Origin of the sequence: Enterococcus sp. DIV1726a, assembly GCF_051710985.1 — a bacterium.
In the GTDB taxonomy this organism is placed as follows: domain Bacteria; phylum Bacillota; class Bacilli; order Lactobacillales; family Enterococcaceae; genus Enterococcus_B; species Enterococcus_B hirae.
The window spans coordinates 1,433,618-1,449,020 of record NZ_JBIOLS010000001.1 but is presented as its reverse complement, the minus strand read 5'-3'; the positions used below and the strand labels follow the sequence as shown (position 1 = coordinate 1,449,020).

The following is a 15,403-nucleotide window of genomic DNA, read 5'->3' as shown; positions in this document are numbered from 1 at the left end:
TTATATGAATCAGCAAGTAGCGAGTATAAAATTACACTTTCTACAATACCGATAATTCAGCTAATGTCGCCATTGACCTAACTTCTCCTTTTGATGAGATAATCATGGGAAACAGAATTCTGTTACCGATAACATAAATGAAAGCGTTGTCTTTTGTTGTTCACTCTTTTATAGTGAACACGTAATCTTAAATATGAAGGAGGAAATACATGAACACCGCAGCAATTTATCATCGACCGGAAAGTGAATATGCTTTTTTATATACAGCTGATACTTTCAGAATTCGTTTACGTACCTGTAAAGACGATGTAAAAAAAGTTTATCTTATTAGTGGCGATCCTTATACAATTGATTCACAAAAATGGTATCTGGAAGAAATACCAATGAAAAAAAGTCTGAGTACTTTAGTTCATGATTACTGGGAAGTGGAACAAACAAGCTCGACTAGAAGGTTACAATATGGGTTTCATATCGTAGGGATTGATGGCACAGAATGTTTTTACGGGGATCAAGGGATTTTTGCATATGAACCAGCAAACTTAGCAGAAGCAAATTACTATTTCCGGATACCCTATTTTCATGAAATTGATCGTTTCAAAGTGCCGCAATGGGCAAAAGAAACGATTTGGTACCAAATATTTCCTGAACGATTTGCGAATGGCGACTCAACTAACGATCCAGCTCATACGCTACCATGGGGAAGTAAAGCACCTGACCGAGATGATTTCTTTGGTGGTGATTTACAGGGTGTGATTGATCACCTCGATTACTTAGTCGATTTGGGAATCAATGGTATTTATTTTTGCCCGATTTTCCAAGCTATGTCTAATCATAAATACGATACGATCGACTATTTGAAGGTCGATCCAGCCTTTGGTGACGAACGTCTGTTAAAAGAATTAATCGAAAAAGCGCATAAAAAGGGTATCCGCATTATGTTAGATGCTGTTTTCAATCATATTGGTAGTGACTCGCCCCAATGGCAAGATGTGATCAAAAATGGCGAAAAATCAATTTATAAAGATTGGTTCCATATTCATTCTTTTCCTGTGGATGCCTATCGAATGACGAATTTACCCGAAACAGCAGCAAATTTATCTTATGATACGTTTGCTTTTACACCTTTCATGCCTAAACTCAACACAGCAAATCCTGAGGTTCAATCGTACTTACTAGATATTGCTGCTTATTGGGTGAAAGAATTTGATATTGATGGGTGGCGTTTAGATGTCGCTAATGAAGTCGATCATCATTTCTGGAAATTGTTCCATGAAAAAGTCACTGCAATCAAACCAGATATTTATATTTTAGGCGAAATCTGGCATTCATCCCAAGCTTGGTTACAAGGAGATGAGTTCCATGCTGTAATGAACTATGCGTTTACAGACTCAATCAAAGACTATTTTGTCAAACGAAAAATCACTGCTTCACAAATGGCAAGTGGCATGAACCATCAGCAGATGCTGTACCAAGATCAAGTAAACGAAGGAACATTTAATTTATTAGATTCCCACGATACTGCGAGAATCCTAACCTTGTGTAATGGAAATAAAGAGTTGATGAAAGCTGTACTTACTTTCATGTTTTTACAAAAAGGCGCACCTTGTATTTATTACGGAACGGAAATCGGATTGACTGGAGAAGATGATCCTGATTGTCGTAAATGTATGATCTGGGAGAAAGAGCAACAAGATACGGAATTATACGGTTTTATTAAAGAATTGATTTATCTTCGGAAACGATTATCTGAAATTTTAATCACAGGTACGATTTGCTGGGAGCTAATTGATGATAGTCAAGACGTGATTCATTTTTCTCGTGAATTGAACGGCCAAAAGATCCATGCTATTTTTAATCAATCTTCTACAAGTTATTTGGTTGATCAGAAAAATGAAATTATCTTAAGCCAAAATAGTGAATTATTAAATGATGGGAAAGCTGAAATTCAACAATTCGGATTCATTTTGATGTGTGAATAACTTGTTACCGGTAACATGCAGAAAGCGTTTGCAAGTTGTCGTTTTATAACAGTATACTCTTTATACAAACAACATTTATGGAAGTGGAGGAACAAAAAGTGAAGAAAAACTATGTTAAAAAATTAGGGTTGGGTTTATTGTCACTTGGTATTTTAGGTGGATTAGCAGCTTGTGGTAATGGAAAAGCTGATACAGCTAGCGGTGGAAATGATGAAAAAACATTAACTGTATCGGTAGATTCTGGTTATAAAGATTACATCAATGAAATCAAGGGTGATTTTGAAAAAGAGAATGATGTCAAAATCAAGCTAGTTGAAAAAGATATGTTCGATCAATTAGAAGCGCTTTCTTTGGATGGACCTGCCGGTAAAGGACCAGATGTGATGATGGCAGCCTATGATCGAATTGGTGCGTTAGGACAACAAGGCCATTTAGCGGAAGTCAAATTAGGAAATGAAGCCGACTATGATGAAACAGATAAAGCACAAGTGACCTATGACGGAAAAATTTACGGCGAACCAGCGGTGATCGAAACATTAGTCTTGTACTACAACAAGGATCTAGTAGATGCAGCACCAACCACTTTCAAAGAATTAGAAAATCTAGCCAAAGACAAACGCTTTGCCTTTGAATCAGAAGCAGGAAAAAATACTGGATTCTTAGCAAAATGGACTGATTTCTATTATTCTTATGGTTTACTAGCAGGCTATGGTGGGTATGTTTTTGGTGACAACGGAACTAATCCATCAGATATTGGTCTAAATAATGCAGGATCAATCGAAGGAATCACTTATGCTACAAACTGGTTCCAAAATGTTTGGCCAAAAGGGATGCAAGATATCAAGAGTGCAGGCGATTTCGTTAGCCAACAATTCATGTCTAACAAAGCAGCAGCAATCATTGATGGTCCTTGGCAAGCACAAACTTATAAAGACAACAAAATCAATTATGGGGTAGCAAAAATTCCAACATTGAACAACGGCGAATCTTATCAACCGTTTGGTGGAGGAAAAGGTTGGGTAGCAAGTAACTATTCTAAAAACAAAGAATTATCACAAAAATGGTTAGACTATGTGACAAACACAAAAAATCAAGAAAAATTCTTTGAAATGGTCAATGAGATTCCAGCCAATCAAGCAGCACGTGAAACAGCTAAATCAAAAAATGATGAATTGACAACTGCGGTGATTGATCAGTATGAAACTGCGCAAGCAATGCCAAATATTCCAGAAATGGCTGAAGTTTGGACTGGTGCTGAAAACTTAATGTTTGATGCAGCTTCAGGTTCTAAATCGCCAAAAGAATCTGCTAACCAAGCAGTGAAAACCATAAAAGAAGCGATTGAGCAAAAATATTAAAAGTAACAAAGCGATCTCTATTCACGATCAAATGGATATTTTTACTAGATGTGGTGATAGTAGACCACTAAATCTCATTTGGTCAACCAAATCATAAAACAAGTCATGGATCAATAGGTGAAACAGTTGAACGGTGTATTTTCTTTAACTGTTTCACATTGATTCGTGTGAATAACATCTACGAGCAGAGTTTTTTATAGCAACTGAGTGAGGACTACAAATGAATGGAAAATGGTTTTTGATAGCAATTATTGATGACTGTCATGAATAGCTACTATTTATAGTTACTATGTATAACTGCTATGAATAGTTACTTATAGATGGCTATTATGGATAGCCGACTGATTCATTTCCTTGCGCAAAGAATAAAATAGTAGTACTGGGGGTATCGTTATGCAAGACGAACAAAATAATATCAATGTAAGAAAAATTACACTTATGTCTCTCATACCTGGCTTAGGGCAATTTGCTAATGGTCAAGCGTTCAAAGGAATCGTATTTCTAGGTATTTTCGTAGCATTTATTCTACAACTGATAGTTGGTGGCTTCCACTCTTTGATTGGCTTAGTCACACTGGGAACGGTTCCGATGGAGGATCACTCCTTATTTATTTTGATTCAAGGAACGCTGCAACTAATCATTACGGTTATTTTTTTTATTTTCTATGGACTGAATCTGTTAGATGCCAAACGTGTCGCAGTTTTACGCAAAGAAGGTAAGAAAATCAACCGAACGATGAAGGAAGTTATACATAATATTGGTGATGAGGGTTTTCCTTATTTGCTTACACTTCCAGCCTATCTTTTGATGATTTTTACGATTATTTTTCCAGTTCTAGTCACATTATTTACAGCATTTACCAACTATGATTTCAAACATATCCCACCTGCTAGTTTGATTGATTGGATCGGAGTAAAAAACTTTTTTAGTATCTTCTTCTTAAGTTCTTACCGTAATACCTTTTTCTCTGTGTTTTCTTGGACTGTTATTTGGACACTATGTGCAACGACACTTCAAATCACATTAGGTATTTTTACAGCCGTTATTGCTCACCAAAAATTTATTAAATTTAGACGTTTTTTTGGTATTATTTTCCTTTTACCATGGGCGGTACCAGCATTTATAACAATTATGAGTTTCTCTAATATCTTCAATGATAGTGTGGGGGCGATCAACACCCAAGTGATTCCTTTTATCAATCATCTGCCATTCGTAGACATTAGCGCGATTTCATGGAAAACAGATCCATTTTGGACGAAAGTTGCGATCATTATGGTTCAAGGGTGGTTAGGATTCCCTTATATCTATGTCATGGTAACAGGTATTTTACAATCCATTTCTGAAGATTTATATGAAGCAGCAAAAATCGATGGTGCAAATGCTTGGAAACGTTTCTCTAATATCACGTTACCGGCTATTTTTCTAGTAGCAGCGCCAACGTTTATTACTCAGTATACTGGTAATTTCAACAATTTCTCGATGATTTATTTATTTAACAACGGTGGTCCTGGAAGTGTAGGAGGGGGCGCAGGTTCAACAGACATCTTGATTTCTTGGATCTATAAACTAACGACGGGAACCTCGCCACAATACTCCATGGCTTCAGCCATTACACTAATTATTTCTGCAATTGTCATTTGTGTTTCTTTACTTGTGTTTAAAAAGACTAATGCATTTAATATGGAGGACTAAGCGATGAAACAATTTAATTCAAGTGCTAAATTCCAACGAAGATTGTCACAATTCTTAACCTATGTTTTTTTGATTCTTTTGTCGATCATCATTATCTATCCATTGTTGATTACAGCCAGTACAGCATTTAAATCAGGTAATATCGCTGCTTTTAGTCTGGATTTATCCAGTGACTGGACACTAGAAAATTTTAGACGGCTATTCTCAGAAACGTTATATGGTACTTGGTATAAAAATACCTTGATTATTTCCATTTTAACAATGGTTATCCAAGTGACTGTTGTAACATTGGCTGGTTACACTTATAGTCGTTACCGTTTCATTGGGCGCAAATCAAGCTTGATGTTTTTCCTGGTGATTCAAATGGTTCCAACGATGGCTGCATTGACCGCTTTTTACGTCATGGCTTTTCTACTTAACGCCTTAGATCGATACTGGTTCTTAACAATGATCTATATTGGTGGGGGAATTCCGATGAATACTTGGCTAATGAAAGGTTATTTTGATACTGTTCCACTTGATTTAGATGAATCTGCTAAATTAGATGGAGCTGGTCATTTCCGGATTTTTCTACAAATCGTTTTACCGTTAGTTAAACCAATGATTGCCGTTCAAGCATTATGGGCCTTTATGGGACCGTTTGGAGACTTCATGCTCGCTAAATTTTTACTACGCACACCAGAAAATCAAACAGTGGCAGTTGGTTTGCAAACATTCATTTCTGATGTGACAAATCAACGGGTTTCATTATTTGCCGCAGGAGCGATCCTCATTGCATTACCGATTTGTTTATTGTTCTTCTTTTTACAAAAAAACTTTGTCACTGGTTTGACTTCTGGTGGCACAAAAGGTTAGGAGCAGGTTTTGATGCAAACATTTCCTTTGAATTACTTTTCTCATTTAAATAGTCCTAGACGTCTATTTGCTGGTAGAAGACAGTTGTCATGGCCTAAATTGAGTCTGATCTTTCTTTTCTTGGTCGCGTTGATGGTTATGCCGATTACCATGTATTATACCAATCAGGTAAAAGCAATCCCTATGGAGCAATTTTTGACAGTTCACCAACTAATTGATCAAGATGGAGTAAATAAATTTTCAGAATTACCCATGGAGAATGGGCAAATAAATCACTCACCAATAACGATTTATCAGAATAACGAAATACTGATTGGGTCAGGATTGACGAAAGAACAAAAAAACGAAAAAAACGCCTTTATTGATTTCGCAAAAAATCATTGGACAATCCAGCAAAAAGAACAGGGGCGTATAAGAACCTATCAAATGAATTACCAAGCGTCTTTCAATCCCGAATCAGTCCGAACGCCACAAGAGTTTCAAGCATTTTTAGAACAGGAATTTTACGCCAGTAATCGTCCAATGATTATTTTATCTTATAGTATGAGTTTAGGAATCATCTTATTAATAATGACTAGCTTCATTTTATTTGGTGCTTCTTTCTTTTTATGGCTAACTAGAAAGAGTCGTTTTTCTTCCATCCAAACATTCAAAGAAAGTGCCAATTTAATGTTGAATGTGATTGGAGTTGGCTCCATTATTGCCACGATTGTTGGATTCTTTTATTTTGATTTTGTTTTGATGTTAGGTATTCAATCAACTGTTTCAGTTCTTTTATTGCTATGGATTTTTGCTAAAACTGGCTTTAAAGATGAAGTCAAGGCCTAAAATCATCAACTAATTATGAGAAATTAAATGTGAAAATAATGAAAATTTGATAGGTAACAAAGATTTTTTTCTGAAAAATACCCTTCTGAGTTGATTCTTTTAATTTTTAGTATTAACGTTAAATAGTAGCAATTCTAAGGAGGAAAATCATGTTAGAAAAAACAGTATATAATCAATTATTTTCACGTTCTTTCTCCCTTCCAGTCGAAGTTACTTACTGGGATGGTACGACAAAACGCTATGGAGATACTGACAATCCTCCCCAAATCAAAATTAAGATCCATGAAGAAATACCAATGAAAGAAATCACAAATAACGCCTCTCTAGCTCTAGGTGAAGCTTACATGGATCATCGTATTGAGATTGAGGGAAGTATTCAAGCGTTGATCAACGATGCTTACCAACAAGCAAACAGCTTTTTAAGAGGGAGCGACTATTTAAAATGGCTTCCTAAAAAGCAAAAACACACAAAAAAACAAAATCAAGCAGATATTCATGCACATTATGATCTAGGAAATGATTTTTATGAAATGTGGCTAGATCCAACATTAACCTATTCTTGTGCTTATTTTGAGACACCTGAAGATACATTGGAACAAGCCCAAATCAATAAAGTTCACCACATCTTAGATAAACTTTTTATCAAGGATAATGATACGTTATTAGATATCGGTTGTGGTTGGGGAACCTTGATGTTTACAGCTATCAAAGAATACAATGTAAAAGCAACTGGTATTACCTTGAGTGAAGAACAATATAACCATATTACTAATCGGATCAAAGAAGAACATCTGGAAGATAAATGTCGGGTCTTATTAATGGATTATCGTGATCTAAAAGATGAAACGTTTGATCATATTACAAGTGTCGGGATGTTTGAACATGTGGGAGCAGACAACTTAAAAGAGTATTTTGGTGTCATCAAAAAATTACTAGCTCCTAAAGGAACAGCGTTGATTCACGGTATTACTCGTCAGCAAGGTGGGGCAGTTAATGCTTGGATCAACAAATATATTTTCCCGGGTGGATACATTCCAGGATTAGCAGAAATCGTAACAGATATTACGGATAATGATTTACAGTTAATTGATTTAGAAAGTTTGCGCCGGGACTATCAGCTTACTTTAGAACATTGGACAAATAATTTCCATAAAGTACAAGACAAGGTAACAGAAACTATGGGCGATTCCTTCTATCGAATGTGGGATCTTTACCTTCAAGCTTGTGCAGCATCTTTTGAATCAAGTAACATTGATGTTATCCAATACTTACTTGTTCAACCAAGTAATAATGATCTTCCAATGCATCGTGCATAAGGGGAGAAACCTAATAAAAAATATTAATTAAGATTCGCATGAATAGAGGCTTTGAAAGAAGCAACTCCTCCCTTATTATTGAGGAGTTGCTTCTTGAACGCCGTGAATCAGAGGTCGTAAAAACATCGGGTAGCTCTGATGACAATAAGAAAGAATTTTTTGAAACAGCTTCTCATGTTTTGAAAAATTCAGGCTTATTTCAAGGAGCTGATGTTTGAACACCGTTTATTCGTTTTTAGAGATACTAGAAGAGACTGAGACAACTTTTGTCCCAGTCCCTTTTTTATTGTGAAAATGTCTATTGCTCTCTAACATATTTTTTTGATTTTTTATTAGCTAAAAAATGAGATGATTATCGAGCTGATTTTGCCAATAGAATAGAACAGATATTGAAAGAGCAACCGTGCTAAACTGTATTTTTTGATGAATGAAAATGAAAAAATTATGATAATCAAAATTGCATAGACTATATGTGTCGTTCAATAAAGTGAAAAAAGATTTTCCATCAGTTCTCACTCTATGTATATAATCATTAAGTACATGTTGTTATTTTTTATCTATATTTAAATAAAAAACAATACATATATTTTCGTTGTTATAAAAGCATTTATAGAACTATAAATAACAATTGTTTATAAATAAATCGTTCATCAAACCTCCATATTGTGATATTATAAACATGAGCTGTGGGTGGCTAGTTTACTCAAGTTCAAGTAAAACGAGGGAGGTGAAAAGAGTGGAAAAAATTCTTATACCATTAAAACAACATGTAGGCGCTTCATCAAAGAGTATGGTAAAAATAGGCGAATATGTGCAACGTGGACAAAAAATTGCTAAACCAGATGGATTAGGAGCAAATATTCATTCTAGCTTTTCAGGCGTTGTATCAGAAGTAACCAACGATCAGATTGTGCTAAAGATTGATGAAAAGCAAAATTTTTCAAGTTATCTTCCTATTCCAGAAACATCCTCTTATATTCAAGCAATCAAAGAAGCCGGAATTGTCGGAGCTGGTGGAGCTGGGTTTCCGACAGATATAAAATTATCTTGTGAAATACCAGAAGGCATCTTTATAGCAAATGGTGCAGAATGTGAAGCTTTATTACTTCACAATGTAAAGCAAATGAAAAGTCAAATCAAACAATTGATTCGTGGAATAAAGTATTGCATGAGCATTACGAAAGCACCCAAAGGAATCATTGCCGTTAAAGGAAAACATCGAGAGTTAGTCATACAATTGTTAAAGTTTACCAACAATGAACCGACAATAGATGTTTACCAATTACCTGACATCTATCCTGCAGGCGATGAACGTGTAGTGATTCGTGAAGTGTTGAACATCACTTTAGACCCTGGTCAACTGCCAATCGAAATCGGAGCAGTAGTGGATAATGTTGAAACAATTAAACGCATTGTCGAAGCGATTGAACAGCGAAAACCATTTATTGATAAAGATCTTACGGTATCTGGTCGTGTAAAACAAAAGAAAACAGTCTTTAAAGATGCCCCAATTGGAACACCTGTCAAGCAATTAATTGATCAAGTTGGAGGATTTATTGAGCCCCATGGAGAAATTGTGATCGGTGGACCAATGACTGGTCATAGCGGCACGGAAGAAACCCCCATTACGAAAACCAGCGGAGGGGTATTGGTTGCTATGCCATTTCCTCAAGAACATCGAAAAATAGGACTATTACTTTGTGAATGCGGCGGTTCAGAAGAAAGAATGACTGAAATAGCTGAAAACATGGGTGCTGAAGTTGTTGCTACACAACGCTGTAAGCGAATGGTAAAAGTGAATGGAAGATATAGATGTACCTTGCCAGGTATATGTCCAGGACAAGCACAAACAGTCTTTGCTTTGAAAAAAGCAGGTGCTGAAGTTGTGATGACTGGAACTTGTTCTGATTGAACGAACACCGTTATTGGTGTAGCTCCTAGGTTAGGAGTTCCGGTTTATCATCATACAGATCATGTACTTCGGGCAGATGGGCACAGACTATATCGTAAATTACCTACAACGAAATAAATTTAAATTTTAGGAGGATTTAACGAATGTCTATTACGGCTGAAACTGCCCAAGAACATGCAAAAGATCTAGCTGTACTCTGTTGTCGTGCGGAAGCAGGCACAGTGATTACGCCAGAAAATCTAGAGGACCCCGCAATTTTTCTTGATCTAGAAGAATCAGGGTTGCTTGAATTTTCTGAAGATGTGTTAACAATTGAACAAGTACTTGGTACAACATTAAAAGAAACAACGGATGCGTTGATTCCATTGACAAAAGAATTACTGGAAGGTGTATCTGAAGGAATGAAAGAAGTTCATTTAAATGAAAAAAAAGAAGTTGAGACTTCTGAAACAATTGCGACGCCAATTCAAACTGCTTCATCTTCTGTAACAAGTGGTCAGACTATTAAAATTCATATTGCTGAAGGAAAAGGAATTGATTTAGAGCTTCCTTTAATGATGGCTGCTCAGTTAACCGAAACGGTAAATCCTGCACCGGAATCAATGATTCCTGAGCAAGTAACGCCAGTAATACCATCACCGGTTTTGGAAAACTCAAATCAGGTGAAAGAAAAAGTGATTCGTTCTGTACGACATGATCATCTAAAAATTGATCAGGTGATTTTTGGGGAAGAAACAAAAATCGAAGGAACAACTTTAATTTTACGAAAAATGACAGAAATTTGTGCTGAAGCAGTTGAACTGGAACAGCTCGTTGAAGATATGACTTTAGAAATCATTACACCAGATAAATACACTGAATATAGTGAAACGATTATGGACGTTCAGCCAATTGCCGCAAAAGTTGAAGGCGATCTTGGGCATGGAATTACCCGAGTACTGGATGGTGTCGTCATGGTTGTTACAGGGACGGATGCTAATGGAGTTCAAATCGGTGAATTTGGTTCTTCTGAAGGAGAATTAGATCGTAACATCATGTGGGGACGACCTGGAGCACCAGATAAAGGAGAAATCTTTATTAAAACCCAAGTGACAATCAAAGAACACGCGAATATGGAACGTCCGGGTCCGCTAGCCGCTCACAAAGCTTCTGATTACATCACTCAAGAAATTCGTGAAGCCCTCAAAAAAGCGGATGAATCATTGGTGATACATTCAGAAGAAATTATACAGAAACGTCGAATTGGCAATAAGAAAGTTTTGATCATCAAAGAAATAATGGGGCAAGGTGCGATGCATGATAATTTGATTATGCCCATCGAGCCAGTTGGAACATTTGGCGCAAAACCAAATGTTGACCTTGGCAATTTGCCAATCCTATTGGCACCAACAGAAGTATTAGATGGAGGAATCCATGCGTTAACTTGTATTGGACCGGCTTCGAAAGAAACTTCACGCCATTATTGGCGGGAACCGCTTGTTAAAGAAGCAATGGCAGATGAAGAAATTGATTTAGTCGGTGTTATGTTCGTCGGCTCTCCACAAGCGAATACTGAAAAATATTATGTTTCAAAACGTTTAGGAATGACTGTCGAAGCCATGGACATTGATGGTGCCATTGTAACCACTGAAGGTTTCGGAAATAATCATATTGATTTCGCTTCTCACATGGAAGAAATTGGAAAACGTGGAATCAAAGTGGTTGGCGACTCTTATAGTGCTGTTCAAGGAGCCTTAGTTGTTGGTAATTCTGAAATGGGCGCAATGGTTGATAATAATAAATCAAAACAAGGGATTGAAAATGAAATTTTATCAAATAATACCTTGTGTAGAGAAGACGCCATTCGTGATTTAGCTATGTTAAAAACGTTAATGGGTGGAGGAACAATTAAACCAGCTGAACGTAAATGGAATCCGAATGTCAAACAAAACAACATTGAGATTATCGAAAAAACAACAGGAAGAAAAATAGACCTGGAAGAAAATGAGCAATCTTTGCCGAAAAGTAAAAAACGTCAAGAAATTTATGAAAAAGAATAAAATAAGGTGCAAAATGGATAGAATCGAAAAATTAAAGTATGTCTCTACTGAACAAATGTTTGAAGGGATACTTGTTGAAGTTCGAGATGCGAGCGTAACTATTGATATCAAAGGACGACTAGGTCAATTAAAAATTCCGCGGCGCATGATTATTTCAGAGTACGATTTAAAAATAGGACAAGAAGTTGGATTTTTGATGAGTTATCCAGAGGTTTTGGAAGAAGCAGCCAATACTCATTACGTGGAAGCAATCACAGAACATGAACGTCGACGTTTAAAAAATCAACAGAAGAAAATAAAAATGAGAGAGGAAAATGAGTAGATGAGTTTAACAGTATTCGAAGGATTACAGTCAGAAATTTTTGTACCAATCACACCCAAATCCGTCTTTACGCCCGTTAAAAAAGAGCTGAAAGAAATGCGGATTGCTTTGGCAACGGCAGCTGGTGTCCACTTAAAAAGTGATACACGTTTTAATTTGGCAGGAGACACAACGTATCGTGAGATTCCAGATGGAGTACCAAGTGAAGATTTAATGGTCTCACATGGTGGATATGACAACGCAGACGTTAATCGGGATGTCAATGCAATGTTTCCGATTGATCGACTGCATGAATTAGTAAAAGCTGGCTTTATTAAAGAAGCTGCCCCTGTACATTATGGCTTTATGGGAGGCGGCGGTGACCAAGATGCCTTTAATGAACAGACGGGACCAGAAATCGCACAAAAACTCGTAGACGAAGAAGTTGAAGCAGTTGTTTTAACTGCTGGTTGAGGGACCTGTCATAGAACTGCCGTGATCGTGCAGAGAGCAATTGAGGAAGCAGGGATTCCTACTATTTTAATCGCCGCATTACCACCAGTAGTACGGCAAAATGGTTCACCTAGAGCTGTAGCACCACGTGTGCCGATGGGTGCTAATGCCGGAGAACCACATAATATTGACATGCAAACGGGTATTTTAAAAGATACTTTAGAAAGCCTAGTTTCAATTGAAACACCAGGGAAAATTGTGCCATTACCTTATGAATATATCGCTCATGTGTAAAGAGGGATCAGCATGCAAGGAGAAACATTAAAAATGAAAGTTTTCCATATGGAAAAAGTTTCCATAGGAAATCAATTTAAGCTTGATCACAATCAACTACAGATAAAAACTGAATTTGATTGTCTGTGCGAGGATGTCAAATCCTTGACGATCCGATTGTTAGAGCCAGATCAGTTAGACCTAAAAACAAATACTATCATGGATATTTTACCAATTTCTGCTAAAGTATTAGGCGTTTTGGGGACGGGTATCACCCATACATTAACAGGAGTGTCGGTCATAATGACCGGCACAATCGATGAGGGTGAACAGCTCCATGAGTTTGGTTCTTCTGATGGTGTATTGCGTGATCATTTATTTTTAAATCGACCGGGCACACCTAACGCAGAGGATTACATTATTTTGATTGACTTACTTGTCAAGAAAGGAACACCTTTCGATCGTGAGTTATGTTTAAAATTGTTTCGGATAGTTGACAATTATCTGCAGGAAATCCGAGAACAATTAAAGTTGCTAGATGGTAAGGAAGCAACGGAAACACATATCTATGAAGAAAAAAGAAATCCGGGAAAGCCAAAAGTGACGTTGGTCAAGCAGGTAGCTGGCCAAGGTGCGATGTACGATATGTTATTATTTCCAGATGAACCTAGTGGGTTTAAGGGTGGTCATTCGATTATCGATATGAATAATATGCCCATCTTTTTATCTGCCAATGAGTATCGTGATGGTGCCATTCGTTCAATGGTCTAATTGTTAGAAAAGGGGATTTTTATGGGAATAGGACCATCAACTAAAGAAACTTCTATGCACCTTTTTAAAGATCCTTTACTGGATGTTTTAAGCAAAGATCCTGACATTGATTTCCAAGGTGTTATTATTATTGGCACGCCTCAAAGCAATGAAATGAAGCATCTAGTCGGACAACGAACAGCTACTTGGCTAGAAGCGATGGCTACAGATGGCGTTGTTTTATCAACAGATGGTTGGGGAAATTCAGACATCGATTTTGCCAACACCCTAGAAGAAATAGGTTGTCGTGGCATCAGTGTTATTGGGCTCAAATTTATTGGGAAACAAGCCAAGTTTGTCGTAGAAAATGATTATACAAAATATGTGCTGGATTTTAATAAATCACAAGCAGGGATTGAAACGGAAGTGGTTGGAGAAAATACGATCACTTTCTATGATGCAGTTAAAGCGCTCGCTTTTATAAAACTAAAGATGCGTAAAGATAATCAAAAATTGAAGTAACGTGGAGGTTAGTATGAAAGTATCAAAAATGATATCAGTAGTAGATACCCATACAGCTGGTGAAGCCGCTCGGTTAATTGTAGGAGGCATTCCTAAATTTCATGGAAAAACGATGGCGGATAAAAAAATATACCTGGAAACACAAGCAGATGATTTACGTAAAATGCTAATGCATGAACCACGAGGACATAAAAATATGTTCGGGGCTTTTATTTGTGAACCGGTTCATGATGAGGCAGACTACGGGATTATTTTCATGGATTCTGGTGGCTATTTAAATATGTGCGGTCACAACACCATTGCGGCAATGACAGCAGCTGTAGAATTGGGCTGGGTAGATGTAGGAGAAGGCACCCGTGTGGTTAAAGTAACGCAAGATACACCTGCGGGGATTGTTTGCGGAGAGGTTCGTCTGGATGAAGATTACTCTGCGGAATCAGTCTCTTTTGAAAACGTGGAATCCTTTCTATATAAAGAAAATGTGGCAGTGAGTGTGCCCGATATTGGGACAGTTCATGTGGATATTTCTTTTGGCGGAAGTTTTTTTGCCATATTAAAAGCCGAAGAAGTTGGTTTAACAATTGAGGCGAAGAATGCGTCAAGATTTACTGAAGCAGGTCTAAAAATCCGCGAAGCGATTAATCAAAATATCGAGATCCAACATCCCCGATTAAAACATATTAAAACCGTTGACTTAGTCGAATTTTATGGTCCTGCTAAAAGTCCTGAAGCTACTTATCAAAACGTCGTGGTATTCGGGGATGGACAAGTTGATCGTTCACCTTGCGGAACGGGAACGAGTGCTAAATTAGCAACTTTGTATGCAAAAAATGAGTTGAAAATTGGTGAAAGTTTTGTCTATGAAAGTATTTTAGGAACGATGTTTAAGGGAGAAATTACAAAGGAAACACGTGTAGGAAATTATCAAGCGATTATTCCCAAAGTGACGGGATCTGCTTATATTACAGGATTTAATCAATTCCTTGTCGATCCTAAAGACTCATTAAAAAATGGATTTTTACTTGATTAAAATACACGGTATAACCATCCAAAATGTGAATTAAATTCTCTAGTCCTAGCCATTTACAGATGGTTACACAAAAAATGATGGGTTAGTAAAACTCT

Annotated in this window: 13 protein-coding genes; all 13 read left to right on the top strand. The window is 36.9% G+C overall.

The genetic code is table 11. The annotated features are described in order from the left end of the window. Positions 1-209: 209 nt before the first annotated feature. A complete protein-coding gene (locus tag IGJ27_RS06540; RefSeq protein WP_178305946.1) occupies positions 210-1,979 on the top strand; it encodes a glycoside hydrolase family 13 protein in 1,770 nt (589 codons plus the stop codon). A gap of 98 nt (positions 1,980-2,077) precedes the next feature. Further along, positions 2,078-3,337: an extracellular solute-binding protein gene (locus IGJ27_RS06535; protein WP_010737611.1), complete on the top strand. Its 1,260-nt coding sequence runs from the start codon at positions 2,078-2,080 to the stop codon at positions 3,335-3,337. A gap of 393 nt (positions 3,338-3,730) precedes the next feature. Continuing rightward, complete coding sequence (locus tag IGJ27_RS06530; protein WP_010719129.1) at positions 3,731-5,029, top strand: carbohydrate ABC transporter permease; 1,299 nt, start codon at positions 3,731-3,733, stop codon at positions 5,027-5,029. A gap of 3 nt (positions 5,030-5,032) precedes the next feature. Continuing rightward, positions 5,033-5,884, top strand: coding sequence for a sugar ABC transporter permease (locus IGJ27_RS06525; protein WP_010719130.1), 852 nt, complete (start codon positions 5,033-5,035; stop codon positions 5,882-5,884). Between the two features lie 12 nt (positions 5,885-5,896). Next, the gene (locus tag IGJ27_RS06520; RefSeq protein WP_053765999.1) at positions 5,897-6,712 is read left to right on the top strand and encodes a maltodextrose utilization protein MalA; all 816 of its coding nucleotides are present in this window, start codon (positions 5,897-5,899) and stop codon (positions 6,710-6,712) included. Positions 6,713-6,861: 149 nt separating this feature from the next. Next, the gene (locus tag IGJ27_RS06515) at positions 6,862-8,028 is read left to right on the top strand and encodes a class I SAM-dependent methyltransferase (protein WP_178305947.1); all 1,167 of its coding nucleotides are present in this window, start codon (positions 6,862-6,864) and stop codon (positions 8,026-8,028) included. Positions 8,029-8,764: 736 nt separating this feature from the next. Beyond that, complete coding sequence (prdC, locus tag IGJ27_RS06510) at positions 8,765-10,057, top strand: proline reductase-associated electron transfer protein PrdC (protein ID WP_256733963.1); 1,293 nt, start codon at positions 8,765-8,767, stop codon at positions 10,055-10,057. 26 nt (positions 10,058-10,083) lie between these two features. Next, on the top strand, positions 10,084-11,979 hold the full coding sequence (gene prdA, locus IGJ27_RS06505; RefSeq protein ID WP_034698016.1) for a D-proline reductase (dithiol) proprotein PrdA: 1,896 nt from the start codon (positions 10,084-10,086) through the stop codon (positions 11,977-11,979). A 13-nt stretch (positions 11,980-11,992) separates the two neighbouring features. Then, positions 11,993-12,301: a CBO2463/CBO2479 domain-containing protein gene (locus IGJ27_RS06500; protein WP_010719135.1), complete on the top strand. Its 309-nt coding sequence runs from the start codon at positions 11,993-11,995 to the stop codon at positions 12,299-12,301. After that, positions 12,302-13,027 carry a D-proline reductase (dithiol) protein PrdB gene (gene prdB, locus IGJ27_RS06495; RefSeq protein WP_438791698.1) on the top strand — a complete coding sequence of 242 codons (726 nt, stop codon included), beginning with the start codon at positions 12,302-12,304 and terminating at the stop codon, positions 13,025-13,027. Positions 13,028-13,039: 12 nt separating this feature from the next. Then, positions 13,040-13,777 (top strand): proline reductase cluster protein PrdD, encoded by a 738-nt coding sequence (gene prdD / locus IGJ27_RS06490; RefSeq protein ID WP_010737604.1) that lies wholly within the window; start codon positions 13,040-13,042, stop codon positions 13,775-13,777. Between the two features lie 21 nt (positions 13,778-13,798). Further along, positions 13,799-14,278, top strand: a complete 480-nt coding sequence (locus tag IGJ27_RS06485) for a glycine/sarcosine/betaine reductase component B subunit (protein WP_063627132.1) — start codon at positions 13,799-13,801, stop codon at positions 14,276-14,278. A 13-nt stretch (positions 14,279-14,291) separates the two neighbouring features. Next, a complete protein-coding gene (locus tag IGJ27_RS06480; RefSeq protein WP_034698004.1) occupies positions 14,292-15,308 on the top strand; it encodes a proline racemase family protein in 1,017 nt (338 codons plus the stop codon). Positions 15,309-15,403: the final 95 nt, after the last annotated feature.

Bases quoted from the DNA above. Each gene is read 5' to 3' on its own strand.
- IGJ27_RS06540 (WP_178305946.1), top strand. From the start codon at position 210: ATGAACACCGCAGCAATTTATCATCGACCGGAAAGTGAATATGCTTTT.
- IGJ27_RS06530 (WP_010719129.1), top strand. From the start codon at position 3,731: ATGCAAGACGAACAAAATAATATCAATGTAAGAAAAATTACACTTATG.
- IGJ27_RS06525 (WP_010719130.1), top strand. From the start codon at position 5,033: ATGAAACAATTTAATTCAAGTGCTAAATTCCAACGAAGATTGTCACAA.
- IGJ27_RS06520 (WP_053765999.1), top strand. From the start codon at position 5,897: ATGCAAACATTTCCTTTGAATTACTTTTCTCATTTAAATAGTCCTAGA.
- IGJ27_RS06515 (WP_178305947.1), top strand. From the start codon at position 6,862: ATGTTAGAAAAAACAGTATATAATCAATTATTTTCACGTTCTTTCTCC.
- prdA (WP_034698016.1), top strand. From the start codon at position 10,084: ATGTCTATTACGGCTGAAACTGCCCAAGAACATGCAAAAGATCTAGCT.
- IGJ27_RS06500 (WP_010719135.1), top strand. From the start codon at position 11,993: ATGGATAGAATCGAAAAATTAAAGTATGTCTCTACTGAACAAATGTTT.
- prdD (WP_010737604.1), top strand. From the start codon at position 13,040: ATGCAAGGAGAAACATTAAAAATGAAAGTTTTCCATATGGAAAAAGTT.
- IGJ27_RS06485 (WP_063627132.1), top strand. From the start codon at position 13,799: ATGGGAATAGGACCATCAACTAAAGAAACTTCTATGCACCTTTTTAAA.
- IGJ27_RS06480 (WP_034698004.1), top strand. From the start codon at position 14,292: ATGAAAGTATCAAAAATGATATCAGTAGTAGATACCCATACAGCTGGT.